The 26,151-nt window shown below is 60.2% G+C and carries 23 protein-coding genes; 12 read left to right on the top strand and 11 right to left on the bottom strand.

The window, feature by feature from the left end:
- Positions 1–17 precede the first annotated feature (17 nt).
- The 4 genes from ACYQ47_RS11440 to ACYQ47_RS11425 form a co-directional block, all read right to left on the bottom strand.
- A complete protein-coding gene (locus ACYQ47_RS11440; RefSeq protein ID WP_459905436.1) occupies positions 18–1,706 on the bottom strand; it encodes a GMC family oxidoreductase in 1,689 nt (562 codons plus the stop codon).
- Positions 1,707–1,789: 83 nt separating this feature from the next.
- Positions 1,790–3,103 carry an MFS transporter gene (locus ACYQ47_RS11435; RefSeq protein ID WP_250468199.1) on the bottom strand — a complete coding sequence of 438 codons (1,314 nt, stop codon included), beginning with the start codon at positions 3,101–3,103 and terminating at the stop codon, positions 1,790–1,792.
- A gap of 383 nt (positions 3,104–3,486) precedes the next feature.
- On the bottom strand, positions 3,487–4,104 hold the full coding sequence (locus tag ACYQ47_RS11430) for a flavin reductase family protein (protein WP_250468200.1): 618 nt from the start codon (positions 4,102–4,104) through the stop codon (positions 3,487–3,489).
- Positions 4,105–4,202: 98 nt separating this feature from the next.
- Positions 4,203–5,132: a DMT family transporter gene (locus ACYQ47_RS11425; protein ID WP_459905435.1), complete on the bottom strand. Its 930-nt coding sequence runs from the start codon at positions 5,130–5,132 to the stop codon at positions 4,203–4,205.
- 77 nt (positions 5,133–5,209) lie between these two features.
- On the opposite strand from ACYQ47_RS11425, the gene ACYQ47_RS11420 reads away from it, so the two are divergent.
- Positions 5,210–6,061, top strand: coding sequence for a LysR substrate-binding domain-containing protein (locus ACYQ47_RS11420; RefSeq protein ID WP_250468201.1), 852 nt, complete (start codon positions 5,210–5,212; stop codon positions 6,059–6,061).
- Between the two features lie 163 nt (positions 6,062–6,224).
- Here ACYQ47_RS11420 and ACYQ47_RS11415 read toward each other — a convergent pair whose 3' ends face one another.
- Positions 6,225–6,482, bottom strand: coding sequence for a hypothetical protein (locus ACYQ47_RS11415; RefSeq protein ID WP_244830318.1), 258 nt, complete (start codon positions 6,480–6,482; stop codon positions 6,225–6,227).
- A gap of 514 nt (positions 6,483–6,996) precedes the next feature.
- Between ACYQ47_RS11415 and ACYQ47_RS11410 the strand changes: the two genes are divergently transcribed.
- From ACYQ47_RS11410 to ACYQ47_RS11375, 8 genes are all read left to right on the top strand, one after another.
- Complete coding sequence (locus tag ACYQ47_RS11410) at positions 6,997–9,021, top strand: acyltransferase family protein (RefSeq protein WP_459905434.1); 2,025 nt, start codon at positions 6,997–6,999, stop codon at positions 9,019–9,021.
- A 127-nt stretch (positions 9,022–9,148) separates the two neighbouring features.
- Complete coding sequence (locus ACYQ47_RS11405; RefSeq protein ID WP_459905433.1) at positions 9,149–10,324, top strand: acyltransferase family protein; 1,176 nt, start codon at positions 9,149–9,151, stop codon at positions 10,322–10,324.
- 150 nt (positions 10,325–10,474) lie between these two features.
- On the top strand, positions 10,475–11,467 hold the full coding sequence (locus ACYQ47_RS11400) for an ABC transporter substrate-binding protein (RefSeq protein ID WP_250468204.1): 993 nt from the start codon (positions 10,475–10,477) through the stop codon (positions 11,465–11,467).
- Between the two features lie 35 nt (positions 11,468–11,502).
- The gene (locus tag ACYQ47_RS11395; protein WP_250468205.1) at positions 11,503–12,492 is read left to right on the top strand and encodes a quinone oxidoreductase family protein; all 990 of its coding nucleotides are present in this window, start codon (positions 11,503–11,505) and stop codon (positions 12,490–12,492) included.
- 94 nt (positions 12,493–12,586) lie between these two features.
- Positions 12,587–13,894, top strand: a complete 1,308-nt coding sequence (tcuC, locus tag ACYQ47_RS11390) for an MFS transporter (protein ID WP_250468206.1) — start codon at positions 12,587–12,589, stop codon at positions 13,892–13,894.
- A complete protein-coding gene (locus ACYQ47_RS11385; protein ID WP_459905432.1) occupies positions 13,891–14,568 on the top strand; it encodes a response regulator in 678 nt (225 codons plus the stop codon). Before tcuC ends, ACYQ47_RS11385 begins: the two co-directional genes overlap by 4 nt.
- Entirely contained in the window at positions 14,549–15,952 is a 1,404-nt protein-coding gene (locus ACYQ47_RS11380) for a sensor histidine kinase (RefSeq protein WP_310392389.1), read from the top strand. Before ACYQ47_RS11385 ends, ACYQ47_RS11380 begins: the two co-directional genes overlap by 20 nt.
- A gap of 130 nt (positions 15,953–16,082) precedes the next feature.
- The gene (locus tag ACYQ47_RS11375; protein ID WP_250527562.1) at positions 16,083–16,925 is read left to right on the top strand and encodes a PA4780 family RIO1-like protein kinase; all 843 of its coding nucleotides are present in this window, start codon (positions 16,083–16,085) and stop codon (positions 16,923–16,925) included.
- A gap of 38 nt (positions 16,926–16,963) precedes the next feature.
- Here the strand turns inward: ACYQ47_RS11375 and ACYQ47_RS11370 are convergent, their stop codons facing one another.
- The 3 genes from ACYQ47_RS11370 to ACYQ47_RS11360 form a co-directional block, all read right to left on the bottom strand.
- Positions 16,964–17,806 (bottom strand): polysaccharide deacetylase family protein, encoded by an 843-nt coding sequence (locus tag ACYQ47_RS11370; RefSeq protein WP_244830331.1) that lies wholly within the window; start codon positions 17,804–17,806, stop codon positions 16,964–16,966.
- Entirely contained in the window at positions 17,803–18,885 is a 1,083-nt protein-coding gene (locus ACYQ47_RS11365; RefSeq protein WP_250468210.1) for a glycosyltransferase family 4 protein, read from the bottom strand. The genes ACYQ47_RS11370 and ACYQ47_RS11365 overlap by 4 nt, the downstream gene beginning before the upstream one ends.
- 720 nt (positions 18,886–19,605) lie before the next feature.
- Complete coding sequence (locus ACYQ47_RS11360; protein ID WP_459905431.1) at positions 19,606–20,334, bottom strand: GlcG/HbpS family heme-binding protein; 729 nt, start codon at positions 20,332–20,334, stop codon at positions 19,606–19,608.
- Positions 20,335–20,780: 446 nt separating this feature from the next.
- Between ACYQ47_RS11360 and ACYQ47_RS11355 the strand changes: the two genes are divergently transcribed.
- The 3 genes from ACYQ47_RS11355 to ACYQ47_RS11345 are packed head-to-tail and all read left to right on the top strand — an operon-like array spanning position 20,781 to position 23,732.
- The gene (locus ACYQ47_RS11355) at positions 20,781–22,460 is read left to right on the top strand and encodes an outer membrane protein assembly factor BamB family protein (RefSeq protein WP_459905430.1); all 1,680 of its coding nucleotides are present in this window, start codon (positions 20,781–20,783) and stop codon (positions 22,458–22,460) included.
- 55 nt (positions 22,461–22,515) lie between these two features.
- The gene (locus ACYQ47_RS11350) at positions 22,516–23,073 is read left to right on the top strand and encodes a c-type cytochrome (RefSeq protein WP_250511255.1); all 558 of its coding nucleotides are present in this window, start codon (positions 22,516–22,518) and stop codon (positions 23,071–23,073) included.
- A gap of 41 nt (positions 23,074–23,114) precedes the next feature.
- A complete protein-coding gene (locus tag ACYQ47_RS11345) occupies positions 23,115–23,732 on the top strand; it encodes an ankyrin repeat domain-containing protein (RefSeq protein WP_459905494.1) in 618 nt (205 codons plus the stop codon).
- Positions 23,733–24,898: 1,166 nt separating this feature from the next.
- Here ACYQ47_RS11345 and ACYQ47_RS11340 read toward each other — a convergent pair.
- From ACYQ47_RS11340 to ACYQ47_RS11330, 3 genes are read right to left on the bottom strand one after another with little or no spacing between them, the layout of a single operon-like run.
- A complete protein-coding gene (locus tag ACYQ47_RS11340) occupies positions 24,899–25,159 on the bottom strand; it encodes a hypothetical protein (RefSeq protein ID WP_309958589.1) in 261 nt (86 codons plus the stop codon).
- A 37-nt stretch (positions 25,160–25,196) separates the two neighbouring features.
- Positions 25,197–25,457: a hypothetical protein gene (locus ACYQ47_RS11335; protein WP_309936315.1), complete on the bottom strand. Its 261-nt coding sequence runs from the start codon at positions 25,455–25,457 to the stop codon at positions 25,197–25,199.
- 37 nt (positions 25,458–25,494) lie between these two features.
- Entirely contained in the window at positions 25,495–25,755 is a 261-nt protein-coding gene (locus ACYQ47_RS11330; RefSeq protein WP_459905429.1) for a hypothetical protein, read from the bottom strand.
- Positions 25,756–26,151 lie beyond the last annotated feature (396 nt).

Below are 26,151 nucleotides of genomic sequence, written 5' to 3'. Positions count from 1 at the left end.
TTTGAAGCTGTCCGAATCTATCTGTTTGCGGCGCGGATCAAGTCCGCCGCCTTTTCGCCGATCATGATGGCCGGCGCGTTCGTGTTGCCGCCGATGAGCGTCGGCATGATCGACGCGTCCGCCACGCGCAGACCGTCGATGCCGCGCACGCGCAGGCTTGGATCGACGACCGCCTGCGTGTCGATGCCCATCTTGCAGGTGCCGACCGGGTGATAGACGCTGTCGGCCTGACTGCGCACGAACGCACGGACCGCGTCTTCGTTCGAGCCGTCGGGTCCGAAGTCGTCGGTGAGCATTTCTTTGCCGCCTGCATCGGCCAGAGCGGGTTGCGCATAGATGCGGCGCACGATTTTGACGCCCGCAACGAGCGCGTCCATGTCCGCTTCGGCGGAGAGAAAGCGCGGGTCGATCGACGGAGCATCGCGCATGTCGGCCGTGCGCAGACGAACATGACCGCGGCTCTCGGGCCGCAGGACGTATGCATGACAGGAATAGCCGTGTCCGAGCTTCGAGCGCTTGTTTTTGTTGCGATCGCCGAGCAGCGCCAGCACGAAGGCCAGTTGCACGTCGGGCACGGCAAGGTCGTGACGCGTCTTGACGAACGCACCCGCTTCGGCGAAGTTGGAGCTGACCATGCCCGTGCGGTTGCGCCGGTATCGCACGATCTCGGACATGAGACGCAGGAAGCCGCCGGCTGAATAGCCATAGAGGTCCGTCGACCTCACCTGCTTGTTGACGATGACGTCGAGATGGTCCTGCAGGTTTTCGCCGACGCCGGGCAGGTCGTGAATCACGTCGATGCCTACGCTGCGTAGATGTTGGGCCGGACCAATGCCGGAGGCCATCAGCAGTTGTGGCGAATTGAACGCGCCGCAAGCGAGCACGATCTCGCGGCGGGCCCGCAAGGTTTGCTCGACGCCCGCGCGCACGACGTGAATGCCACTTGCACGCTTGCCCTTGAAGACGAGACGAAGCGCATGGGCGTCGGTGAGCACGGCAAGATTCGGCCGACCTCCGCTGAAGCTCGGGTCGCGCTTGTCGCCACGATGCAGATACGCGCGCGCGGCATTCCACCGTTCGCCATTCCATTGCGTGACCTGGTAGAGCCCTGCGCCTTCCTGCTCCGCGCCGTTGAAATCGTCGTTTGGGCGATAGCCGGCTTGCAGCGCGGCCGCGACGAAACGCCGGGAGAACGGATTGGGCGTGCGCAGGTCGCTGACGTGCAGAGGGCCGGTGCCGCCGTGCCAGGGATCGCCGCTGTCGTCGAGGAAGCGCTGGTTGCATTCGCTGCGACGGAAATAGGGCAGTACGTCGTCGTAGCTCCAGCCGGTGCAGCCGAGCTTTGCCCACGCGTCGTAGTCGCAGCGGTGCCCGCGGATGTACACCATGCCGTTGATCGACGAACTGCCGCCGAGTCCCCGGCCACGCGGCTGGAAGGAGGGGCGACCGCCGAGACCGGGCTGCTTCTCGGAGTAGTAGGCGTAGTTGCGCGGACCGTGCTTGCGCACCGTGACCGCAAGGCCGATAGGCGCCCATACGCTCAGGTGGTGGTCATGGGGACCGGCTTCGAGAAGCGCGACGCTCACCGACGGATCTTCGGCCAGTCTGGCCGCCACCGCACAACCGGCCGATCCCGCGCCCACGACGATGTAGTCATACTCCGCAGCGCTCGTATCGGGCTGCTGGTTTCTCTCAGGTCTATTCATGGCTCGGTTTGCGGTTCAGATGAGCACGGTGTTTCGCTGCTTGTTCGCCGGAAGGCAGTGGGGAGGCCTCGGGGCAAGGTCCATCAGGCGGGGGCGCGGGCGGCCACGTGCTGCAACGTCTTCACGGACTGCTCGGGACGAAGCCAGCGCAGCGCGGCGAGCGCGGCGGCAAGCAGCAAAACGGCACTCACGACGAAGCCGAGTTCATACGCATGGCTAGTGCCGCCGCCGTGGGTCTGCACGATCCGCCCCATCACCGCCGGTGCAATGGCGGCGCCGAGGCTTGCGAGCGCGGTGTGGATCGCGACCAGCGCACCGCGTTGACTATCCGGCACTATCTCCGCGAGCAGGGCGGGCGCGAGCGTGAAGCTCAGTGTCGGCAGCGCGCAGGCGATGGCTAGCAGCGCGACTTTCTGAATGGGCGGCGCATTCAGCAGGATCAGCAAGACGAACACCAGCGCGCCGGCCATGGCGCTCAGGCAGATTGGATGCACCCGCGCCCGGCGGCTCGATGCGCCGCCTGCCAGCATGCGCTGCGAGATCCAGCTGAGGCCAAGGTTCACGGGCGCCGCCGTGGCGACCACTGCCGCGAAGCAGCGGCCTGCCTCGACGCCGGAGAAACCAAGCCCTTTCTCGAGATAAGTGGGCAGCCAGGTCAGGCTGAGTCCGAGTGTCCAGTAGGCCGTGAAGCCGAGCGCGAACACGGAGAGGACCGAACGGTCCGTCAGGATGCGGCGATACGAAAGCCGTTGCGACGAGGCAAGCGCGGATTGATTAACGGTACGCTGGTTGCCGCGCGCTGATCGTCTCTCGTCGATCGGTCCTTCGCGGCCGAAGCATAGCCAAAGCACGCACCAGATCATGCCTATTGCGCCGAGCAGCACGAAGTTCATGCGCCAGCCCCATTGCTTCGTCACGAGCGGAATCAGCATCCCGGCCAGCAACATGCCAGCGGCGGCTCCCTGATTGATTACAGCCACCGGCAGATTGCGTCTGCGATCGGGAAACCATTTGTACAGCGCGTGCACGGAGACCGGAAACGACGGTCCTTCCGCCGCGCCCAAAATCACCCGGCAAGCCAGCAGCCCGAGTGCGCTCGTGGTCAGCGCCTGCGGCACTTGCAGCACCGCCCAGGCCAGCCCCATGGCGAGCAAAATCCAGCGCGTCGCAATGCGGTTGGAGAGAAACCCGACGACGACGGTCGAAGCCGAAAACAGCCAGAAGAAGCTGCCGGCGACGAGGCCGTACTGCTGCGGCGACAGATGAAGTTCCGCCGTCAGCGGCACGGCCACCAGACCCAGCACGATCTTGTCGAGAAAATTGATGAGGGAGAGGGCCGTCAGCATGACGGTCATGGTCCATGCCGGGCGCGACTGGAAATCGGGCGGAGACATCATGCTCAGCCCCGCCGGAAGACGCTGTCGCCGGCGCCTGAAGCGGCCGCGAGGAACCTGGGTTGCATTGTTGTCTCCTTGGTATTTTTCTGGCCTCGCCGCATGCGGCGGCATGCCAATGACGGTTTCGTAACGTCACGGTAATACCTAGCAGTGGGAGGCAACCCACCCGGAACAGGTAGGGGAGGGAAAACCTTGTTGATGGCCGGGGATGAGCGGTGGGCAGAAGACCGCGCGTGGGTTTCCGGCTTCCGCGAAAGGAATTGACCTTGCACCGGTGTCTCGCGCGAATCTTCAAAGAGCGGCCAATGGCTGGCGTGTATGCAAGAAAGTATCAGTCTGCGGTCTCGTCGTTCGGATACGCGGCTGAGTTCCTTGCTCGACCCTCACGCTCTGAACGTCTTTCCGAGTTCGTGATCGGCGAGTCTAAAGTAGTGGCGGAAGTTATAGACCAGCGGTGACCATTTTTTGGCATCGATATGGTGCATGTTCTTGACGAAGGCTTCGTCTGCATGCACGCGAACGATCTCGACTTCTGCGGCGACGCCACCGCCAAGCGCTTGAAGTTGCTCGCCGCCCATTCGGTGAATGTGACGCACGCGAGCCTCCAGATGCATGGGACACTCAGCAACGCGGTAAGGCTTCACGCAATCACTGGCGAGCTGAGTGAACCCCGCTTCCTCGAACTTGCACTTCTCGAAGCGAAATTGCTTTTTCTTCAACTCGGGGACGGGGTTCTTTCCAGTCAGAGGCGCGAGTTTTTCGACCTGCTTCCACATTTCCGGCGACGGAAGATTGATCACGCATTCCGCATGCCGTTCGAGATTTTCAGCCGTCTTTGTCTCGTCCAGCAAGCCGAGCATGAGCGTCCAGCCGAGCGCCCAGAACGACGACATCGGCGCGAGATTGGTCGTGCCGTCCTCGTTGAGCGAGCTGATCAGAGCGACCGGTGTGCCGAAGTAAAGAATCTTCGGTTCGATTGTCTGGAAGATGCGTTGAGCCATCGTGTCCTCCTTCGGGTCAAGGGACAAGCAGATGATGCTCAAGTCATTTTGCGACAGTCGACTGCGGCATGTTTCAGCGTCATGTGAAATGTCGACCGTCAACTCGGCACAGGCGTTCGCGTCATCAAGACGATTCCCATCGCCGCCACGACGGTTCCGGCAAGCATCGACCAGGAAAGTGGTTCACCGAACATGGCCCATGCCCATACGAGCGTGACCGATGGGCTCAAGAAAAGGACGCTCGATACTCTCGCCGCTGACGAACGCTTCAGACATAACCAGTACAGACCATATCCGCCAAGCGTGGAGAGGAGCGCCGTCCAGACCACGCTGGCGGCGAATCCCGTGGTGGCAACCGGCGCGATGCTTCCTTGAAATGTCTGCAGGCCGAGAAAAACCACGCACGTCACGCTGCAATGGAGCCAAAGGGTGGCCAATAGACTTAGCGAGCCAAGACGACCGGACGCGCGTTGCTGCCACACCGTAGCCACGGCCAAGGACGCCATGCCTGCCACCGGCAGGCCGTACGCCCACACAGGAGCAGAACCAAGTGTAAAAGCATCGCGACTGACGAATAGCACGCCTGCCACGCCCAGCGCCATGCCAAGCCACGTCCGGCGTGAACTACGCTCGCTGAAAAACACGGACGAAATCACCACCGTACCGACAGGCAGAAGGTTTGCGATCAGCGCAGAAAGTCCCGCCGATACCCCGAGTTCAATGCCCTTTCCGATGCCAGCGATATAGCCCGCCATCGCGAATAAGCCGATCACGCCGTGCCGCAGTAACACGGCGGGCGGCGTGCGCATGATTTCGCGCGCCACGAACGGAAGCAGGCAAAGCGAGACCGCCGCGCAACGCCATAACACCACGAGGAAAACTGGTGCGTAGTCGGCGGAAAAGCGCATGCCGACGAAGCCGGAGCTCCACGCGACGATCATCAACGCTTCCAATGCCGGTAAAGGCAAGCGCAGCGGCCGCAGTGCGAGCGGGCGGGATGTCGGGCAAGGTGTCGAGAGCTTGGTCATGCACCTAGCGTAGACAGTGCGCGACGATTCGAAAATCAAAATATACTGAGCATCTTGTTCAATTCGGTTAAACCACCATGGAAGCGGTCCTCGACATCGAACTGTTGCGCACGTTTCACGCGGTAGCGCGACTCGGCAAATTTCGCTCGGCAGCGGAGTTCGTGCACAAGAGCCCGGCCGCGATCAGCATTCACATTCAGCGCCTCGAAGCGATTGCTGGCGGCCGCTTGCTCGATCGGGACAATCAGGCGGTGACGCTCACCGTGCTCGGCAAGCGGTTACTTTCCAGTACGAGTGAGCTACTAAACGCGCACGACCGTGTTTTGCAGGATTTTCATGGGAAAGCGCTGGCGGGGAGGGTCGTGCTGGGTGTGCCGGATGAATATGCATCGCATGTGATTCGCGACATTCTCCCCGGCTTTTCGACAATGTGGCCCAACGTCGTGCTCGAAGTGAGGACCGCGCCAAGTCTCAAACTTCGTGACCAGGTGGGCCGGGGCAAGCTCGATGTGGCGCTATTGGTTCAGCCTATCAAGGCAAGCAGGCCCGCTGAGGTGCTGACAGTGACTACGCCGGTATGGGTCGGAAGCGCGGCGTTCACGCTGGACGAGAGCCGTCCGCTTCCGTTGGCTCTTTATGCCGAGCCTTGCCCGTATCGTGCAGCGATGACCAATGCGCTGGAACGCGCCGGGCGAAAATGGCGGGTAATACTCGATAGCGCTTCGAGTCAGGCCATCAAGGCATGCGTCGAATCCGGGCTTGCGGTCACGCTGTTGGACCGCGCGCGGGTGAGCGAAGAGATGAGAGTCTTGGACAAGCTGCCGCGCGTCGTGGACCACGAAGTGGTTTTGATGCGGGATGCCGGCGGCCGTGGTAGCGAAGCGATCGACTTGCTCATTGCCACCCTCCGGGAGAATTTCCGGCTCTAGGAATGGGATGGCTTCGAGGCGTGGGCGTTGTCGGTTTCGCCTTAAGTACTTGGACATGCGCTCGACTTCTCAAAGCAGAGGCTTGAGCGGCGAACGGGCACGCGCCAACAGGAGCATGCCCGCCTGATTCTCGATGCGCGATTGAATCCGCGACTAAATCGCCTTACTGCGGCGCGGCGTTCGTCGTCGTGCTGCTGCTCTTCTTGGCCTTCGAGTGCTTCTTGGGAAACGTCGAGTGCTTGCCGGTCGGGCCCGAAGGCGAGCCGGTTTCGCCGTCGCCGTTGGGCGTACCGACGCCGACGCCACCCCGACCCGCGCCGTTGCTGCCCGGCTCGCCCGCGCCATTCCCTTGCGCGAACGCGCCGCACGACAAGCCGAGCGTCAGTGCCGAGACAAGAATGCCTTTAGTTACGATCTTCATATTGTCCTCTTGATGTTGATAGTCGGCCGCGAGCAGATCCCGCGGCATGGAAGCGTCTAAGGCAATCCGCGTGCCGAGAACCCCGGCGTCGAATTGAGACGAACGCTTGTGCGTCAACGAGTACGGGACTTGATGCTTTCAAGCCACCGTCGGGGAGATTAACACTCTTGTTTGAACCATTGACGTTTGCGTGACGTCGGCAGGGCGAGGTCATCCGCGTGCCGCGAATAATCGAACAAACAACATGTCGTGGCGCGAGAACAACTCAACGCTTTCTTCGTTTTCAGGGTGAACACTTGGACCGCATCGCCGCTCGGCCCTTTGCTGGCGGCCTATCTAACCGCGTGCCGCTGGCACGTCGCGAACACTCCTGGTGCGCTAACGAACCCAGCGACATCGTTTTCAGCGGAAGCAACAAAACAACCCGGTTATTGTTCTTACGATTGCTGAAGGAGGCGGCGCCGTAATTCTTTAGACCGCGCCTCGATCCATCCAGACCTTAGAAAACAAATCCATGCAAACAACGAGAATGCCCGCCGAGACGGGCCTTGCTGGCGAACGGCGCGCGGAATCCGCCGTCCGCACGGCGTTCCGCTACGACATCAATGGCCTGCGCGCGTGGGCAGTGCTTCCCGTCGTCCTCTTTCACTTCGGCATTCCGGGTTTTTCCGGCGGCTTCGCCGGTGTCGACGTGTTCTTCGTCATTTCTGGCTTTCTGATGACTGGAATCGTCGTCGCGGCGCTCGAGCGCGGCCGCTTCTCGCTGGTCGATTTCTATCTGTCGCGCGCGGTGCGTATCGTGCCGCCGCTTATCGCGTTGTGCGTAGTCTTGCTCGGAGTCGGTTGGTTCTGGCTCGTGCATGTCGATTATCGGGAGCTCTCGCTCAACGCGGCCTCCGCGCTCACGTTCGTTTCCAATGTCCTTTTCTGGAGACGCTCCGGCTATTTCGATTCGGCGTCGCATGAGAAGTGGCTCCTGCACACGTGGTCGTTGTCCGTGGAATGGCAGTTCTATCTGTTGCTGCCGCTCGCAGCCGCATTCGCATGGCGCTGGCGGCGCAGAGCCGGTGTCATTGCGCTGTTGTCCGCTGCAGGCGTGGCGTCGCTGAGTTGGTCGATTTATGCCACGTGGCGCTGGCCCGCCGCCGCGTTCTATCTCCTGCCAAGCCGCGCGTGGGAAATGCTCGCCGGAGGCATGGTCTGGCTTTACGCCGGACAGCGCAAGTTGCCCGCCGCGCTCACGCGTGTGCTCGAAGGCGTCGGACTTGCGTTGATCGCGCTGGCGGTCGTGCGCTTCGATTCCAGCCTCAGTTGGCCCGGCGGCTCTGCAATCGTGCCCGTGCTCGGCGCGGCGTTGGTCATCGCGGCATCGAGACAGCGCTCCATGTTCACGGGCAACGGCATCGTGCAATGGCTCGGCACGCGTTCGTATTCGCTCTACCTTTGGCACTGGCCGGTCGCGGTGTTGCTGGTCTACTCCGATCGTCTGCACGATCCCATGAGTATCGCGGGCGGTATCGTTGCGGCCGTGCTGCTTGGCGAGGCGTCTTATCAACTCATCGAACGGCCGACGCGCGCATATCTCGCTCGCGCGACGAAGCCCGCACGCTTGCTGTATCTGGGCACGGCGATGGTAGGCGTGACCCTCGTCGCCATTGGCGCGCGATATCAGCACGTCCCCAACCGCGTGCCGGAGTTGTGGGACATGGCCGCGAACGAGCAACTCGATTTCAGCCCGATGCGCGACCAATGCCTCGCGTCGTCCGGAGGCAAATCGCCGGCTTGTACGTTCGGCAGTGGTCCACTTCGGGCGATCGTGCTCGGCGACAGCCACGCCGATGCAATGGTGAGCGCCGTCCAGAAAGCACTGCCCAACGGTTCGATCATGGAGCTGAGTTACTCGGGCTGTCCGACGATCTACGGTGAGCATGCGGTCCCGGGTTCGCGCGATGCCGACGAGCAATGCGCCAACTTCAACGCTTGGGCCTTGCGCAAGCTGGCATCGATCGACTCGGCCATCCCCGTCTTGATCGTCAATCGCACGTCGGACTATGCGTTGGGTCCGATCGATGGCAGCGCACTCAGTCACCATCCGCTGGTCTATTTCTCGCGCCCGTACGATTCGCCGACGCCCGCGTTCCTCGCGGAGTATGCGCAGCATCTCGTGGCATCGGCTTGTCTGATTGCGAAGTCGCATCCGGTCTATCTCGTGCAGCCGGTGCCGGAGATGCCATTCGAGGTGCCGCAAGCCGTGTCGCGTCAGTTGATGTTCAAGCGGGGCACCAACGACCTGTCCATTCCGCTCGACGACTACGACAGGCGTAACCATGTCGTGCGGATGGCGCAGGAAGCGGCGGCGTCGCAATGCGGCATCAAACTTCTCGATCCCAAGCCGCGCCTTTGCGATCACGGGCGATGCTGGGCGAGTCAGCAACTGAGACCGCTGTACTACGACGCGGATCACCTGAGCGAATTCGGCAACAAGCGCCTGGTTCCGATGTTCCGTGAAGCCTTTGCGCAATCCATTGCTACGCGTTAGAAGAGACGAGCTAAGCCTCGACTGCGGATAATTACAAATAGATTCGGTAAATTAGAAAATCGTAAGATTATGTTCTGCACGAGTATCGGGACACCGTACTCCACCGCACTTTTCAAAATTTTCACGATTGGTAAATTCGCGCAAACCTAACAAAAAAGGCAGCGGGGGATTAATGGCAGAGACCAACAATAGATATGAGGCGCTGGACGGCCTCAGGGGCGTGGCCGCGCTCGCGGTCATGATTTCCCACCTCAGTCAGGAAATGCTTTTCAGGAACGCTTATGAAGCGGTCGATTTATTTTTCGTGCTGAGCGGTTTTGTCATCGCGCATTCTTACGGCGCTCGGTTGCAGAACGGCATGACCAACGCGGAATATATAAAGAGACGCATTATCCGGCTTTATCCGATGCTCATATTTTCGCTGCTGATCGGGCTACCCGTTTTCATCGAGGCGGGGCGCGAGGGGCTCACGAACTTCTCGTCGGGGAACATCATTTCTTCGACGCTCTATAACTCGTTTCTCGCGCCATATATCGGCGAACTGGGCGGTCCCATTTTCCCCAGTAATCCCCCCGCGTGGTCGCTCTTCTTCGAAATGGTGGCCAGCCTTTCGTTCGTGTTGATCGTCAGGCTGCAAATGCGCTCGATATTCAAGATGATCCTTCTGAGCGCGGCGGCGTTCCTGACGACGAGCGCGCTGACGACCATCGACCTGCATGGCCACGGTCTGTTCGATTTCGAGCAGGGCTGGTCCGGCAGCCGGTTCGACGGCGGATTTTTCCGCGTGGCCTTCGGTTTCCTGGTGGGTGTATTTCTCTACAACAAGAAAGATTCGATCACGAGAATCGCGACCGCGATCGTACCTCGCGCGTTCGCCAATATTTACTTTCTGTTCACGCTCGTACTCGTTCTGTTTTTCTTTCCCATGTCGCTGCACGGGATTTACCCGATGTTCGTTATCTTCGGCGTCGCGCCGTGGCTGGTGGCGTTCGGATCGACTGTACGTTGCACATCGGCGGTGGATATCAATATCGCGCGTTTTCTTGGCTGGATTTCCTACCCGATTTATCTGATCCACTATCCGATCGGGCAGGCGGTCTTTATGTACTTCGGAAAAGCGAACCAGTATGCGGTAGCGCCCATGCTGGCAACTTGCGCGATTACCATCGTGTGCGCGGTGCTCCTGACGAAGTTCGTAGAAGAGCCGATTCGCGCGTTTCTCGCCAAACGGTTTATTCGCTCTTCCAAAACTCAGGAGAGCGTAACCGAGCTCGGCATGCGAACGGATCAGCATCCGGTTTGAGGCCGCGCGCGATCGCATACCGTTCGCGCGTCGGGAAACTACGTAGAAAAGAGATGCTTCGCGGAAAGCATTCAGAAGGGCGCGGTTTCTTATACTCCTCGACATCACGACGCCTGCGACGACAGGCGCCCAGATAACAAGGAGACTTCGATGCCGCGTCGTGCAGGACCGCTTGGCCGCGCACTCATTTGCCTGATCGCGTCATGCGTGGCTCAGGTGAGCCTCGCGCAGCCGATCCGGCTCATGACCGGCGGCGCGGCCAAGCTCATCTATCTGCCTGTCGTGCTCGCGGATCGGCTTGGCTACTTCCGCAGGGAAGGGCTCGACGTGCGCGTGCTGTCCGTGCCGGCCGGCATCGATACTTCCACCGAACTGGTCGCGGGCGCAATCGAAGGCGCGGTGGGCTTCTACGATCACACCATCGGTCTTCAAAGCCGCGGCATGGACGTGCAGTCGGTCATCGTTCTCGGGCAGTCGGCCGGACTCATCGAGCTTGGCACGAACGGCATGCGCAACATGGCCGATGCCAAAGGCCGGCGCCTCGGCGTCACGGGCTTCGGTTCATCGACTTACTTTCTCACGCGCTACCTCGCCACGCGCGCCGGCCTCGCGCCCGACGCCTACACCATCGTTCCGCTGGCCAATGAAGCCGCCTTCGACAAAGCGCTTTCGAGCGGTGACGTCGATGCCGTCATGACCGAGGAGCCCACCGCCACGCGCCTCTTGTCGCGCGGCGCGGCAAAGCCGCTCGTCGACTTACGCAGTGTCGCCGATACGCAAAGCCAGCTGGGCGGCCCATACGTCGGTGCCTGTCTTTACATGCGGCGCGACTGGATCGACGCGCATCCGGATGAAACCGGCCGGCTCGCGCACGCGTTGCTCGACGCGCTGCGCTTCATCGGCACACACAGCGAAGCCGATATCGAGGCCGCCATGCCGGCATCGCTCAAGGGCAACGACCCGGCAATCTACCGCCAAGCCTTGTCCGTGATGAAGCCGGCGTTCTCCTCGACAGGCCGGATGCCCGCCAGTGCGCCATCGACCGTGCTCGCGACCCTTGCGGACATCGATACCGAGGTATCGGCGCGTCACGTCGATCTCACGCGAACCTGGACCGACCGTTTCGTCGCCGACGCGCACTGACGCGCCGCGACCTTCATTTCAATGGAGACATGCCGATGCGAGCCATTCAAATTCACGAGTACGGCGGACCCGAAGTGCTGCGGCGCGTCGATATCGAGATTCCGAAGCCGCGTGCGGGAGAAGTGCTGGTGCGCGTCGTCGCGGCCGGCATCAACTTCATGGACGTTCACACGCGACAAGGCAAGTATCGCGATTCGCGGACCTATCCCGTGAGCATTCCATGCACGCTCGGCATGGAAGGCGCGGGCGAAGTGGTTGCCGTGGGCGCGGGCGTGACCTCGTGCGGCAAGGGCGACCGAGTCGCGTGGTGCATCTCGTGGGGCGCCTACGCCGACTATGCGATCGTGCCCGCTGCGCGGCTCGCACGCATTCCGGACGCGATTGCTTATGACGTCGCGGCCGCGTCGATCTTCCAGGGTTCGACCGCGCACTATCTGCTCGACGACGTGGCAAGGCTCGAAGCGGGAATGACTTGCCTCGTGCATGCGGCGTCGGGCGGCATCGGCCAGTTGCTCGTGCAGTTGGCAAAACGGCGCGGCGTGGAAGTATTCGCGACGACGAGCACCCCGGACAAGGCGGCCATCGCAAAGGCGCGCGGCGCCGATCACGTGCTGCTCTACGAGAACGGCGGCTTCGCGGATCGTACCCGCGAGTTGACCGACGGCCGTGGCGTCGACGTCGTGTTCGACGCGGTCGGCAAGAGTACCCTGCGCGACAGCTTCCGGGCAGCGCGTGTGCGCGGACTCATCGTGAACTACGGCTCCGTCACCGGTCCCATGCGCGACCTCGATCCGTACGAACTCGGCGAGGCCGGTTCGCTCTTTCTCACGCGCCCGCGCCTGGCCGACCATCTCGCCGATGCGACCACCGTGCAGCGACGTGCCGACGACATCTTCGCCGCCATCGTCGAAGGCGCGTTGCGCGTGGAGATCAACGGGCGCTACACGATGGATAACGTCGAGGCGGCGCATGCCGCGCTCGAAGAACGTCGTCAGTCCGGTAAGGCGGTCATGGAAATCGGTTGACCGCTTCACTCACAGGCATCGCATGACTTTTTTCTTCCGGCGCTCGCAGTGCCGCGCCGGTGACGCAACTCGTCCTTTTGCAGAAGGGGACCTCATGGCATCCGTTATTCAAGGCCGTACCGAATCGCCGTTTCGATCAGTGTTCCGCGTGGTCAGCGGCAACTTTCTCGAGATGTTCGACTTCACCGTCTACGCTTATTACGCGAGCGCGATTGCGCACACGTTCTTTCCCTCGGATAACGAGTTCGTCTCGCTGCTTCTCTCGCTCTCGGTGTTCGGCGCGGGCTTCGTCATGCGTCCGGTCGGCGCGCTCGTGCTCGGCGCGTATGTCGATCGCCACGGGCGTCGTCGCGGCCTGATCCTCTCGCTATGGCTCATGGCCGTGGGCACCGCGTGCGTGGCGTTCGTTCCCGGCTACGCGTCGATTGGCGTGGCGGCACCCATCGTCGTGCTGATCGGGCGGTTGCTGCAGGGCTTTTCGGCCGGTGTCGAACTGGGCGGCGTGTCGGTTTATCTCGCCGAGATCGCGACGCCGGGCAAGCGTGGCTTCTTCTGCTCGTGGCAATCCGGCAGCCAGCAAGTGGCGGTGATCTTCGCGGCTTCGCTCGGCGTGCTGCTGAATCAGTTGATGCCGGTCGCCGACGTCAACGCATGGGGCTGGCGTATCCCGTTTCTGATCGGCTGCCTGATCGTGCCGTTCCTGTTCATGATTCGCCGCACGCTGCGCGAGACCGACGAGTTCGCCGCGCGCAAGCATCATCCGAGCATGGGCGAGATCATGATGTCGATGGTCGAGAACGCCGGGCTGATCGTGGCGGGCATGGGGCTCGTCATCATGACGACCGCGTCGTTCTATCTGATCACGACCTACACGCCCACTTTCGGCCGATCGGTGCTGCATCTTTCGTCGCTCGATTCGCTTATCGTCACCGTCTGCGTGGGCGTGTCGAACCTCGTGTGGCTGCCCATTTCCGGCGCCGTGTCCGACCGCGTCGGCAGGCGGCCCATCCTGCTCATCTTTACCGCGCTGACCATCCTGACCTCGTATCCGGCGATGCAATGGCTCGTCGCGGCGCCGTCGTTCGAGCGCCTGCTCGCGGTGGAACTGTGGCTCTCGGTGCTCTATGCGTGGTACAACGGGGCGATGGTGGTCGCGCTCACCGAGCTGATGCCGGCGAACGTGCGCACGACCGGTTTTTCGATGGCGTACAGCCTCGCCACGATGGTGGGAGGCTTCACGCCGGCCATATCGACGTCGCTGATCCACTTCACCGGCGACAAGGCGGCGCCCGGCGCATGGATGGCCGTGGCCGCGCTGTGCGGCGCAATCGCGACGCTCGTCCTTTACCGGTCGCGCGAAGCCCGCAATGGATACCGGTGGCAAAGCGTTCCGGAGCAATGAAACTTCTGCTGATCGAAGACAACCGCCAGCTGGCGCACTGGCTGAGCAAGACGCTGACCGACGAGGGCTTCCTCGTCGAGCATGTGCCCGATGGCGAAACCGCCGGAGCGGCGCTCGCCGGCACGCGCTATGACGTCGTGCTGCTCGACCTCAACCTGCCCGGCATGTCGGGCAAGGCGGTCCTGCGGCGCATGCGCGCCCAGGCCAACGACACGCCCGTGCTGGTTCTGACGGCCACGGGCGACATCGGCGAAAAGGTGATTTGCCTGGCCGATGGCGCCGACGATTACGTCGTCAAGCCGTTCGACGAACGCGAACTGATCGCGCGTATCAAGGCGCTTGCGCGGCGGCACGCGCCGGTGCGCTCGAACCGCTTACGCTGCGGCACCTTGCTCTACGACATGGACCGGCGGCAATTCTTCGTCGGCGATGACGCGCTGTCGCTCACGCCGCGCGAACACGCGGTACTCGAAGCGCTCATTCTGCAAACCGGGCGGACGGTCTCGAAGGCCGTGCTCGCCGAAGCCTTGAACGACCGCGACGCGCCACCGAGCGGCGACGCCATCGAGATCTACGTCTCGCGGGTCAGGAAGAAAATCGAAAAGAGCACGGCTGCGATCATTACGTTGCGCGGGCTCGGCTATCTGCTGGAACATGAAGAGCCGCAAGCATAGCCTGCGCGCGCGGCTCCTGATCTGGCTGATCGTTCCGACGACGATCTTCGGGATCGTCGCGGGATGGGCCACGCACTTGAACGCACGGCGCACGGCCGATCTGCTGCAGGACGCGGCGTTGCTTGCCGCAGCACGCGTGATGGCCGCCGATGTGCGCTGGAACGACAACGATCTGGTGGCTTCGGTATCGCCGAGCACGATTCAGATCGTCGGCACGCCCGAAGGCGATCAAGTGTTCTATCGCATCGAGATCGCGGGCGGCGCGGTGATCGCGGGAACATCCGACTTTCCGCGGACGCGTCTGAGCGCCTCTCCGCAGTGGTACGACGCGCAGGTGGCAGGCTCGCCCATTCGCGCCGTATCGCTTAAACGCGCCATGTTCGACAATGGCAAGACCATCGAACTGGTCGTTTCCATAGGTCGCACGCTCGTTGCCCGCGACGCGCTGGTTGCATCGCTCTGGACGCCGCAGATTGCTTATATTCTCGGCAGCATCGCGGTTGCCATGATCCTGATCTGCACCGGGCTCGCACTCGAGTTGAGACCACTCGAGAAGCTCGCGAGCGGCTTGGCCGTTCATCCGCTCAAGAGCAAGGAGCGAATCGACGCGACAGGTCTTCCGGTGGAACTGCATCCACTCGTCACGGCGTTCAATGCATCGCTCGATGTCATCGAACGGCAAACGGCGACGCAGCGCCGGTTCATCGCCGACGCCGCGCATCAGATACGCACGCCGCTTACGCTGCTCGGGTCGCAGCTTCAGTACGCGCGCCGCCAGCACGGTTTAGACGAAGTGAGGGAAACGCTCACTGCCATGCATCAAAGCAACCGCGCAATGGTGACGCTGATCAATCAGCTTCTCATGCTCGCCCAAGCCGAGGCCGCCGACTACACCGCTTACGAAGGCGAAGCGGTGGACTTACGCGCGGTCATCACGCTGGCCGTCGAGAAGCTCGCGCTCGTGGCGCGGCGGCGCGACATCGAACTGGCTGTAGCGTTCGAAGGTGCGCTCGTCGTGACGGGAAGCGAGCCGCTCTTGTCGGCCGTGTTTTCCAATCTCATCGATAACGCCATACGCTACTCGCCGCGCGGCACGCGCGTCACGGTCGATGCCAAGGAAACGCACGTTAGCGTGACCGTCAGCGTCGTGGATGAAGGGCCGGGCATTCCGGCGACGTTGCGCGAGCGCGTTTTCGAGCCGTTCTTCCGGGCATCGGCAGAAGAAGGCAGCGGACTTGGACTCGCGATTGCCAAGGAGATCGTGCGGGCGCACGGCGGCGTGGTTGCGATCCACGACGCGCCGGGAGGCGTGGGAGCAATGGTGGAGGTGGTTCTGGCGCGCGAACAGGAGCCGAGGCGGCCGTCCGCGCGCACCCCCGTATAATTCGGCATGAATCGCACAATCTGCCCTTTGGCTGCGCCGCTCTTTTCCATGGCGTCGGTCCGTCAGTCTTCCGCTCGCGGAACGTTACGCATCTCGAACGCTCGCGCCACGAGCCCCATCCGAGGCTCGCATGAAAACGCCTAAACGCCTCATACCGCTTCTCGAAGAAGGACTCATCGACGAGGTCATCAGCCAGCTCATGAGCGGCAAGGAAGCTACCGTCTACGTCGTGCGCTGCCAAGACGCGACGCGTTGCGCCAAGGTCTACAAGGACGCGAAGCAGCGCAGCTTCCGGCAGGCATCGTCGTATCGGGATGGCCGCAAGGTCAAGAACAGCCGGCAAGCGCGCGCGATGGAAAAAGGCACGCGTTACGGCCGCGAAATGCAGGAAGCGTTGTGGCAGAACGCCGAGGTCGATGCGCTGTTTCGCCTGGCCAATGCGGGCGTGCGCGTGCCTCAACCCTTCATCTGCACCGACGGCGTGTTGCTGATGGAACTCGTCGTCGATGATTCGGGAAACGTGGCGCCGCGCCTCAACGACGTTCACCTGACCGAAGCGCGCGCGCTGGAACTGCACGCAATGCTGCTCAAGCAAGTCGTGCGCATGCTGTGCGCGGGCGTGATTCACGGCGACTTGTCGGAATACAACATTTTGCTGGCGGCCGAAGGTCCGGTGATCATCGACTTGCCTCAGGCCGTCGATGCGGCGGGCAACAACGAAGCCGCGCCCATGCTCAAGCGCGACGTCGACAACCTCGCGAGTTACTTCGGTCAGTTCGCGCCAAAACTTCTGCGCACCGACTACGGAACGGAGATATGGTCGCTGTTCGAAGCGGGCGGCCTGCATGTCGATGTCGCATTGACCGGTCACGTCGAAGCGCCCACTGGCCCTGTCGATCTCGATAGCGTGTTGCAAGAGATCGAAGACACGCGTCTGGAAGAAGACGCGCGCGTGCGGCGAGAGCAGGACTGAGCGCAGATCGGGTTCGGCTATCGCTCAACGCTTACCGCTTACCGCTTGACGCTGAGGTAAGCGCGGCTCACCAACGGCCGGCTATGCACCCACATACGCGAACGAAGCCACGATGCCGGGCGATCTCTCACCTCGAGACGTCGGATCGATCCACGCGCTTCGTTCGATGCCTCTTGCCCGCGTGAATTGGTGCCGGGATGACAGGTATAGAAGTGGCTAAAGCCCGCGTCCAGTGCGACTTCGCGATAGTCCTCGTCGTAATAGCCTTGCGGCCAGCATAGATGGTCCGATACCTGGCCCAGCCGCGCGTTCAAGGTCGCGCGCGACGTCTTCAAATCTTCACTGAGGCGCTGCCGCTTCTCATCGGCCGACGCGGTCTTTTGGTCCCAACGAACATGCGTATGCGTATGGCTATGAAATTCGAACGTGCCGGCATGGCGCATCGCATCGATTTCGGACCAGCGCAGGATCGTGTCGTCGGCGCGTCCTTCTTCGATAGCGCGTTCGCCCGCATGATGGTCGAGCAGTGCGGGCAATGCATGGGCTGGCGCGTTGGCTGCATTGGGCCGCACGTTGCCATCGCCCGGCCAGCTGCTGACGAGAAAGCACAGTGCGGTAAAGCCATGACGCTGCAGCACCGGATGTGCATGGACCCAGTTATCCAGATAGCCATCGTCGAAGGTAATGACGAACGAGCGCTCCGGCATTTCTTCGCCGCGTAGAAACGCCGCGAGTTGCACGGCGCCGATCGTGCGATACCCCGCGCTCGCGAGATACGCCATTTGCTCCGCAAAATGCTCGGGCTTGACGGTGATCATGCCCGGCGACGGACTGACGTGGTGATACATCAACACGGGAATGGCGCGCGCTTGTTGTTTCATCGGCGAGATTCCCTCTCTTTCAATGCGCGCCGGTAGAAGAGCGCGGTTTCGTATGCCATGTTTGCAATGGTGAAGCCGCGCTCGGTGATACGCATGCCATTGGTGCGCAGACGTTCACGCAAGCCGGGTTCATCGATCATGCGAGCGATAGCCGCGCGCAATGCCGGCGGATTGCGCGGCGGTACCAGCAGACCATTTACATCGTCTTCAATCAATTCGGGCACGCCGTCCACACTCGTGCCGATGACGGGCAGGCCCGCGGCCATCGCTTCGATGAACGCTTGGCCGAGCGCTTCCTGATGCGTCGGCAGCACGAAGAAATCACTGCCTCGCAAAATGTTGGGGACGTCGGTACGAAAACCGAGCAGATGGATGCGACTCGCAAGACCCAGACGCGTCACGATGCCTTCTATGCGTTCGAAAGCGGGACCGTCCCCGGCCATCACGATATGCAGGTGTGGATGCGTGTCGAATAAAGGCCGTACCGCGTCGATCAGATCTTCGTGTCCCTTCTCGTCGCGCATGATCGCCACCATGCATGCGATGGTGGCATCCGGCCCGAGTTTGAGTTCGTCTCGCAGCGACGAATGCGTGGCGCGCTCGGTCGCGATGCCGTCGTGGATAGTCTCCACGCGCTTCTCGGAGACCCCAGCCGAAATCAGATAGCGGCGCACGAAATGACTGACCGCGATGACGCGATGAGGAATCCACGTATAAGTAGCGAGGGAACTGATAGGCAATGCGAGATGCCGCGTACGCACGACGAGAGGCGTTCCCGCCAATCGGGCGGCCGTGCCGGCAACCAGACTGTCGTGACCGCTGTGCGTGTTGAGCACATCGTAAGCACGGCGTTGCAACAGCGCCTTGATTCTCATCATGGAGCGCACGTCGCCGCCGCTTCGCATGCGCGCGTGGTGCACGGCGAAGCCAAGCTCGGTTGAACGAATGCCGAGACGTGCATCGCTCGGACACAGCAGTTCCACGCTATGGCCGCACTCACGCAGCGCGACCATCTCCTTGAGCGTACGGATTTCCTGACCGCCCCATCCCTTCGAGGACTCGCTATGTAGGATCTTCAACGCACTGATCTCCAAGGCCTTTGCGTCATTAAAAAAACGCTTAGGAAATTTTTGGTAATAATTCGATTGGCTTTCTGCCTTCATATCTTTAGTAAAGAAAATGAAGGGAATAAAAGAAAAAGTCTTTGAGGATTTTTCTAGCCGAGGGATGAGACAGGCCGCTTCAAACGAAGCAGGTCTGGATCCTCTGCAGAGAATTCGGCTCGATGTCCATCACGGCAAGCGAAGAGGTCGCTACCATGCGGATGCCTGGCATCGATAGCTAACGGGGATGTCTTACTTGCGGTTGACCAACAGCATGCAAATTTTTTGCTTTAGCGGAAATAGCTTAACGTGCATCTAAAGAGGTCGTTAGTTCTTTTAGGTGACTATAGGTCGGCATTCGCCGTTGAGACGGTGGCAAACGTATGCGAGTAGGTTTTGGCTAAGAAGTCGTGATGACGAAGCTCAAGGGCTTAGTTCCTTGCAATTTTTCGCTACCTAAGCGTGAGAGTCTCATTCGCTTGCAATGGACAATGCCGCAAAGAACGATGCGTCGTTAAGCAAAAGCTAAAAAGATGCGTCTATCAGTCAATGACAAACGACTTCAATTGGTTTCGGCTGCGACAGCGGCGCAATCGTTTGCTCATCGACAGGGCGCTTATCGCTTATGCGCTCGGAACACGTCGATGCCGATCAGTCGGACGGGCCGTCCTCTGCCCGTCGCGTCATTGAAGGCGGTCAGTGCGGAATATTCTCGACTCCGCTTGCGCTTAGATCGCTCGGGAAGCAGTGAGGCTGTTCGAATCCCATCGGCGAGGCTCCGGTCGAGTATTTGATATTGTCCGTGTTGTTCGGTCCTTCGCCAGCAGGCACGGAGCCAAGTCCTGCAAGCTTGCGCATGCGATAGGCAATCGCATGGTCGGCGCACGAACTGTCACCGCTCACGCCAAGGCCGCCAATTACTTTTCCACCGGCGTAGAGCGCCACGCCGCCGCCGAAAGTGATCACGCCGCCTACGCTATGGTTGATCCCGCTGCCTTGTTCCAGGAAGCGCGCGTCGAAGGGATTGGAATCGTTCAACCCATAAAGCGATCCGCCCGGCTGCGTGGCGGCATAGAGATTTGCGGTGGAAAGCGCAAGCGCATCGTTGCTAAAACCGTTTGCGGTGTACGCCTTGGCTATTGCTATGGCGCGACTGCCAGGCCATGCATCGCCGGTCTTGGTGACCGAACATAGATGACCCTCGCGGTCGACGATGGCGGCCCACATCCGGTTGGGCTTGAAAATTCCGCCGTTCGAGTCGGATAGATTGACGACGGTGTAAAGCTGTCGTTCGACGAGAGAAATCGTTCCTTGTGGAAGCGTGCACCGGCCGGTAGGGACATCGTCGTAATCGTGTGCGTAAATAAATGAGGAAGCCGAAATAAGCACACCCACGGCCAAGCACTTCGCGACTTTTTCAAGCATGGCGATTCTCCCGACAAGAGACGTTTAAGGAAGGAACAAGAAGGGGTTATGAATTTTTATTTTGGTAAACCGTAGTAGGCCGAATGGAATAGAACGAGCGTTTAATCGCTAAGGAATATGGGCTTTCGAACATTCAAGAATGCGCCATTAATTTACGTGTAATGGATTCGTATGTGTGAGCTTGGGCCGTGTCGGGAAGGGTATATAGGTGATAGAAGTGTCGGCTGAAGAATGAATCGCTTGGCACGAGCCGCGCGGCTGGTATCAATACGCTCTGGAAGTGCCTCGTTAAATTGCCTATGCTTTTTCTCGGATTCCGCGCGTTTCGCGACGCGCATCTCGAATCCAGCCCACAGGCGCAGAAGAAAACGAATAAGGAGACCGTCATGGCAGGCTATCCCTGTGCTTTGCTTGGTTCAGTCGCGGCTCTTGTCGGCGTTTTCGGAATGATTACAGCGCCTGCGGCTTACTCTGCCGACGAAATCCAGAACGCCAACACGACGGCCACAGCGCCGGTTCCCACGTCATTGCGGCCGATATCGCAGGCGCAACTCGATGCCGCCGCGAACGACAGCGCCTCATGGCTGCATTCGAACGGATCGTATGCCGAGACGCGTTATGCGCCGGCAGCGCAGATCAATCGTTCAAACGTAGCGAAGTTGAGGCCGGCATTCATCTTCCAGACGGCGGTGATGGAGTCGATGGAAACCGCGCCGATCGTATCCAACGGCGTCATGTTTCTCACGACCTCCTACAACCACGTCTATGCAATCGACGCGGTCACCGGCAAGGAGTTCTGGCATTACAAGCACAAGATGGGACCGGTTACGACCTTTTGCTGCGGACCGAATAATCGCGGCGTCGCCATAGCCGGCGACCGCCTGTATATGGGCACGCTCGACGCCAAGCTCGTTGCGCTCGATGCAAAGACCGGCAGCGTCGTGTGGACCTCGCAGATCGCGGACCCGGAGGACGGCTATTCGGAAACGATGGCGCCGGTCGTCGTCGATGGCAAGGTGTTGATCGGCACGAACGGCGGCGAGTACGGCATACGTGGTTTCGTCAAGGCATTCGACGCGAACTCAGGTCAATTGCTCTGGACCTTCTACACCATTCCCGACTCCGGCAGCGAAGGCGTGTGGGCCGAGAACGACGCCGTGGGCCGCAATATGAAGCGCGATATCGAGGCGGAGAAAAAGACGCTCGCGGAAAAAGGCCACGACTTCGAGAAGACGCTTGGCGGCGGTGTGTGGATGGCGCCTGCGGTCGATCGCGCGACACGTACGGTGTATTTCGTAGTGGGCAATCCCTCGCCGGACCTTCATGGCGCCATTCGTCCTGGCGACAATCTCTACACCGATTCGCTCGTCGCCATCGATCTCGATACCGGCAAGTACGAATGGCATTACCAATACATCGCGCACGACGTGTGGGATCTGGATGCAGTGAGCCCACCAATTCTCATCGACGTAAAGGACAAGAGTGGACAGATGGTTCCGGCCATCATTCATGGCGGCAAGACCGGATTCGTCTATGTGCATGATCGCCGCGACGGTCACATCATCCGCATTTCCGAAGCGATGATTCCTCAAGAAGGCGTCTGGACCTTGCCGACAGCGACCGGCGCGCGCATGCTGCCGGGCGCGAACGGTGGCGTCGAATGGTCGCCCATGGCGTTCAATCCGAAGACGCGCATGGCGTATGCGGCAAACTTGCATCAACCGATGACGTATCAGGTTGAAGACGCCGCTTATCCCGGCGGAAAACTATGGCTCGGCGGCGCCTTCAAGACCATTCCAGCCGAGCAACAGTGGGGCAAGCTGGTTGCGGTGAATGTCGATACCGGCAAGATCGCATGGGGTTACAAGACGGACCAGCCCTTGATTGGCGGTGTGCTCGCGACTGCGGGAGGACTTGTCTTCAACGGTGAGGGTAATGGCCTCTTTCGCGCCTTCGATGCGAGTACCGGCCGCAAGTTGTGGGAGTTCCAATGCGGTGCGGGCGTGAACGCACCGGCCGTGTCGTACATGGTGAACGGCAAGCAATACGTCGCGGTCGCGGCGGGCGGCAACACGCAGCTGGACTTCAAGCGTGGCAATAGCCTTCTCGTGTTTGCGCTGCCTTGAGGTGACGATGCGTCCATCGAAACGCAAGAGAGACGAACGCATTCGTGTAGCGGGAATGGTCGCTTGCCTGTTGTTTTTAATGCCAGCGTTCGCGCGCGCCGATGCGCAGGCCGGCGCCGCCAAAGCCGTCGTATGCGTTGCATGCCACGGGCAGAACGGCAATTCGACGAGCGGCGATTATCCATCGCTCGCGGGTCAGACATCGCGCTATCTGTTCCTTGAATTACGCGATTTCAAGGCAGGCCGTCGAAGCGATCCACGCATGTCGCCGATGGCCGCCAATCTGTCGTCGGAAGACATGCACGATCTCGCCGATTACTTCGCGGCGCAGACACTCGTGTCGACCGATTTCAAGGCCGACCCGGTCAAGGTGGAGGCGGGCAAAAAGAAGTCCGATGAAGTGCTCTGCACGATGTGCCATCTCGGCGGCATGAAAGGGCAGAACGAAATACCGCGGGTCGCGGGTCAGCAGTATCCGTATATCGTGAAGCAACTGCAGGACTTCCGCGCGAAGAAGCGCACGAACGATGCGGGCAACATGACGAGCGTGACGAAGAACCTGACCGACGCGGACATCGAGAATCTTGCGAACTACGTCGCTAATCTGCAATGACCTTTTCCATACCGATTAGCAAAGCACTCGTGTTCGCATGCATGACGCTTGCGTTGCTCGACTCCGTTCATGCCGATGACGATGCCTATGCGCTCAACGAACGCTTGCTTAACGCGACTCGCAATGGCGACACGCATGCTGTGGTCGAGCTACTCGATCAAGGCGCGAAGATCGATTCGCGTAACCGTATAGGCGACACGCCGCTCATCAGCACATGCAAGCGCGGCATGACGCCGATGGCGCACTTGTTGATCGAGCGCGGCGCTAATGTGAGCCAGGCTGACGTGCAGGGCATTACACCATTGATGGCTGCCGCGTTCGACGGCAACGATGAGATCGTGGCGTTGCTTATTGCGCGACACGCGGATGCGGCGGCGACGGATCGCGTAGGCAAGACAGCGATGGAATATGCGGCTGGACTCGGGCAAACCGCGATCGTGCAGCGTCTATTAGACTCGGGTGTCGACGTGAACGCCGCGTATCACAATCATCTGACGGCGCTCATGTGGGCGGCGGGATACGATCGAGCGCAGACTGCGTCGATACTGCTTGCTCGTGGCGCGAATCGGGATTTGAAGGATGACCGCGGCAAGACTGCGCGGGAAATTGCCGATGAGACGCGCTCGGCTCATGTGGCGAGCTTGCTTAGCGCGCCATGATTGCTTTCGCTCGTGAGCGTGCAGTGCGATTCAATCGTTAGGCGATTGCCGCAGTGCGTCGTTGCGCGGATGCATGTCCAATTTCGTTGCGTCCAAGTCGCCGTGTGAATCGTCTCTTTTGCTCTCAAGCTTGATATGCACCGCTTTGCGAGAAGGCGTCGAGTGCTCTTCCAACACGCGCGGGTCTTGTCTCGAGAGTGGCATTCGCAAGATATTGCTCAATGTGGACCGTATGAATTCTCGGTTATTCGGACGGTTATGCTGGACGGTGTCTGTTCGATCAGTGAAGGAACTGGACCATAGCGTTGTTTGTTAGTCGGTTGACCATGGCGTCCAGATCAGTTCACCTGCGTTCCTGCCTGCCGAGCGTCCGTTCTCTTGTTCTCGGCACCTTCGTTTCCATAGCAAAAGCCTTTACTACTTCCGGCAAAAAAAAGCCGCCCGCAAAGCGGGGCGGCCAGAATGAACATGTCTTTAACCCGAGGACCATGTTCTTTGAGAGAAACTCAGTTAACGGATGCCCGTCTTGGTTCTTAAGCGTCAATTTAACGATACTTGCCTTTTTTTTGGAACATGATTGGGCATTTGTTGGACAACAACCTTGCTTTTGTGTTGGGCGGCGAAACGGTGTTTCATCTTGACGCTAGAAGGGAGCGCAGGAGTGGTCCACCAGCAGCGTAGCGCGACAGACAACTGCGTGACCGGTGTCCGCCGATATAGCGCTCGCGGATGAGCGCTTCTGCCAGGCAAACCCTCGCACTCGAGTTGACAACCAAGACAGTCGTCTTTCGGTAATCGCCACTCGAAACGAAGCGAAACCGACGTTTCGGCCACGCTAGGAAAGAGTCAAGGAATTTACGTTTGTTCGGCCGGCTAAAGGACGCAACGGCTGTCGCAAGTAACGGACGCCTTTTTTTTTCGCCGTATAGAGCGAATAGCTTCAGTTCGAAGAGACAGTGTAGGGCTGTTCGGAGAGTCATCAGCTTCCAACTCAATACCGTGCGACAGCCAACGAAAAAAAGCCCGCTAAAGAGCGGGCCAAAAAAAGCAGTTCACCCAGAGGGCCGCAAGGAGATACGGTCCTCTCGTTGAGGCTCGGACGTTATCGGCAAGAATCAACGAGAGAAGAAGGCACGTGGTCCTTCCCTCTCTGAGCCTGCGAGGCCTCAGACCTTCATGCCGACGAACATGCTGCCGAGCGCATCGACCGACTTGGTGATGCTCTTGACGTCCACGTTCGTGTGTTGCGAGGCATCGACCTGCGTGACCGGTGCGACGTTGATTTGCGGGCTCGCGAAAGACACGCCGCCTGCCTGATAGTTCGAGTTGACGCCGGTGTTCGAGAAGATCGAGAATCCGCCCGCGATGGAGCCCATTGCAGCGCGATCGAGTTCTTTCTCAGCAACAAGGTTCTTGATGGTCAACATGATAAATCTCCTAAGAAATGTGTTTGGGTGGTGAGAATTAAAGTGCCAAGCCGCCGAGCAGGCTGCCCACAGCGGTGATCGATTTGTTGACGGTCTTGAGATCGACGTTGGTGGTGGTCGATGCATCGACTTGCGAAACAGGTGCAATGTTCGCTTGCGGCGAAGCGAACGACACGCCGCCAGCTTGCACGTTGCTGTTGATACCGGCGTTCGAGAAGAGCGAATTACCGCCCGTGATGGCGCCCATTTCAGCGCGGTCGAGTTCCTTGGAAGCAACGAGGTTCTTGATGGTCAGCATGATGAATCTCCTAAACAGTGTGATTGGATGGTGTGAATTAAAGCGCCATGCCGCCGAGCAGGCTGCCCACGGCGGTAATCGACTTGTTGACGGTCTTGAGATCGACGTTGGTGGTGGTCGATGCATCGACTTGCGTGACAGGTGCGATGTTCGCTTGCGGCGAAGCGAAGGACACGCCGCCTGCTTGAACGTTGCTGTTGAAACCGCCATTCGAGAAGAACGAGCTTCCGCCCTTGATAGCGCCCATTTCAGCACGGCCGAGTTCTTTGGAAGCGGCGAGGTCTTTGATCGTCAGCATGGTGAATCTCCTAAGTGGTTGGGTTGGTCGAGCGATAACTTGTTGCGCTCGCAGCTACATATGCGAGAGGCATGCCAAGCAAGCCACCAAGGCGGTTACTATTTTCTAAGTGAATGAATCCAAACGTTAAAAATGCTAAAAACGGCTTTTAAGGGCAAGCGTCCATACGCATTCGAAATTGGGGGTGTATTAAAGCGGCAGACAGCGTTCTGGAAAGTGAACGTCACAAACCGACACCTTTGGGACTTGTCTCCGACTCACGATTTCCAAGGCAGACGCGGCTGCGCTCTGAAGGTCTTTTGTCGAGTGCCGAGAGTACATGGCAAGGAGAGCCCGCACGCAATGGCGTCAATCGAATGATGGTTCGAACTCGCTAAGCCACAATGCACTCGTGTC

The sequence above is a fragment of the Caballeronia sp. HLA56 genome (assembly GCF_054655155.1).
Note: the sequence above shows the minus strand (reverse complement) of the source record. Positions and strands in the feature narration are given on the sequence as shown.

Coding starts and splice junctions, on each gene's coding strand:
- ACYQ47_RS11335 (WP_309936315.1), bottom strand. CDS start 25,457: ATGCTGACCATCAAGAACCTCGTTGCTTCCAAGGAACTCGACCGCGCT.
- ACYQ47_RS11330 (WP_459905429.1), bottom strand. CDS start 25,755: ATGCTGACGATCAAAGACCTCGCCGCTTCCAAAGAACTCGGCCGTGCT.
- ACYQ47_RS11420 (WP_250468201.1), top strand. CDS start 5,210: ATGGAAGCGGTCCTCGACATCGAACTGTTGCGCACGTTTCACGCGGTA.
- ACYQ47_RS11415 (WP_244830318.1), bottom strand. CDS start 6,482: ATGAAGATCGTAACTAAAGGCATTCTTGTCTCGGCACTGACGCTCGGC.
- ACYQ47_RS11385 (WP_459905432.1), top strand. CDS start 13,891: ATGAAACTTCTGCTGATCGAAGACAACCGCCAGCTGGCGCACTGGCTG.
- ACYQ47_RS11425 (WP_459905435.1), bottom strand. CDS start 5,132: ATGACCAAGCTCTCGACACCTTGCCCGACATCCCGCCCGCTCGCACTG.
- ACYQ47_RS11410 (WP_459905434.1), top strand. CDS start 6,997: ATGCAAACAACGAGAATGCCCGCCGAGACGGGCCTTGCTGGCGAACGG.
- ACYQ47_RS11350 (WP_250511255.1), top strand. CDS start 22,516: ATGGTCGCTTGCCTGTTGTTTTTAATGCCAGCGTTCGCGCGCGCCGAT.
- ACYQ47_RS11435 (WP_250468199.1), bottom strand. CDS start 3,103: ATGATGTCTCCGCCCGATTTCCAGTCGCGCCCGGCATGGACCATGACC.
- ACYQ47_RS11400 (WP_250468204.1), top strand. CDS start 10,475: ATGCCGCGTCGTGCAGGACCGCTTGGCCGCGCACTCATTTGCCTGATC.
- ACYQ47_RS11395 (WP_250468205.1), top strand. CDS start 11,503: ATGCGAGCCATTCAAATTCACGAGTACGGCGGACCCGAAGTGCTGCGG.
- ACYQ47_RS11355 (WP_459905430.1), top strand. CDS start 20,781: ATGATTACAGCGCCTGCGGCTTACTCTGCCGACGAAATCCAGAACGCC.
- ACYQ47_RS11430 (WP_250468200.1), bottom strand. CDS start 4,104: ATGGCTCAACGCATCTTCCAGACAATCGAACCGAAGATTCTTTACTTC.
- ACYQ47_RS11440 (WP_459905436.1), bottom strand. CDS start 1,706: ATGAATAGACCTGAGAGAAACCAGCAGCCCGATACGAGCGCTGCGGAG.
- ACYQ47_RS11345 (WP_459905494.1), top strand. CDS start 23,115: ATGACGCTTGCGTTGCTCGACTCCGTTCATGCCGATGACGATGCCTAT.
- ACYQ47_RS11360 (WP_459905431.1), bottom strand. CDS start 20,334: ATGCTTGAAAAAGTCGCGAAGTGCTTGGCCGTGGGTGTGCTTATTTCG.
- ACYQ47_RS11375 (WP_250527562.1), top strand. CDS start 16,083: ATGAAAACGCCTAAACGCCTCATACCGCTTCTCGAAGAAGGACTCATC.
- tcuC (WP_250468206.1), top strand. CDS start 12,587: ATGGCATCCGTTATTCAAGGCCGTACCGAATCGCCGTTTCGATCAGTG.
- ACYQ47_RS11380 (WP_310392389.1), top strand. CDS start 14,549: ATGAAGAGCCGCAAGCATAGCCTGCGCGCGCGGCTCCTGATCTGGCTG.
- ACYQ47_RS11340 (WP_309958589.1), bottom strand. CDS start 25,159: ATGTTGACCATCAAGAACCTTGTTGCTGAGAAAGAACTCGATCGCGCT.
- ACYQ47_RS11370 (WP_244830331.1), bottom strand. CDS start 17,806: ATGAAACAACAAGCGCGCGCCATTCCCGTGTTGATGTATCACCACGTC.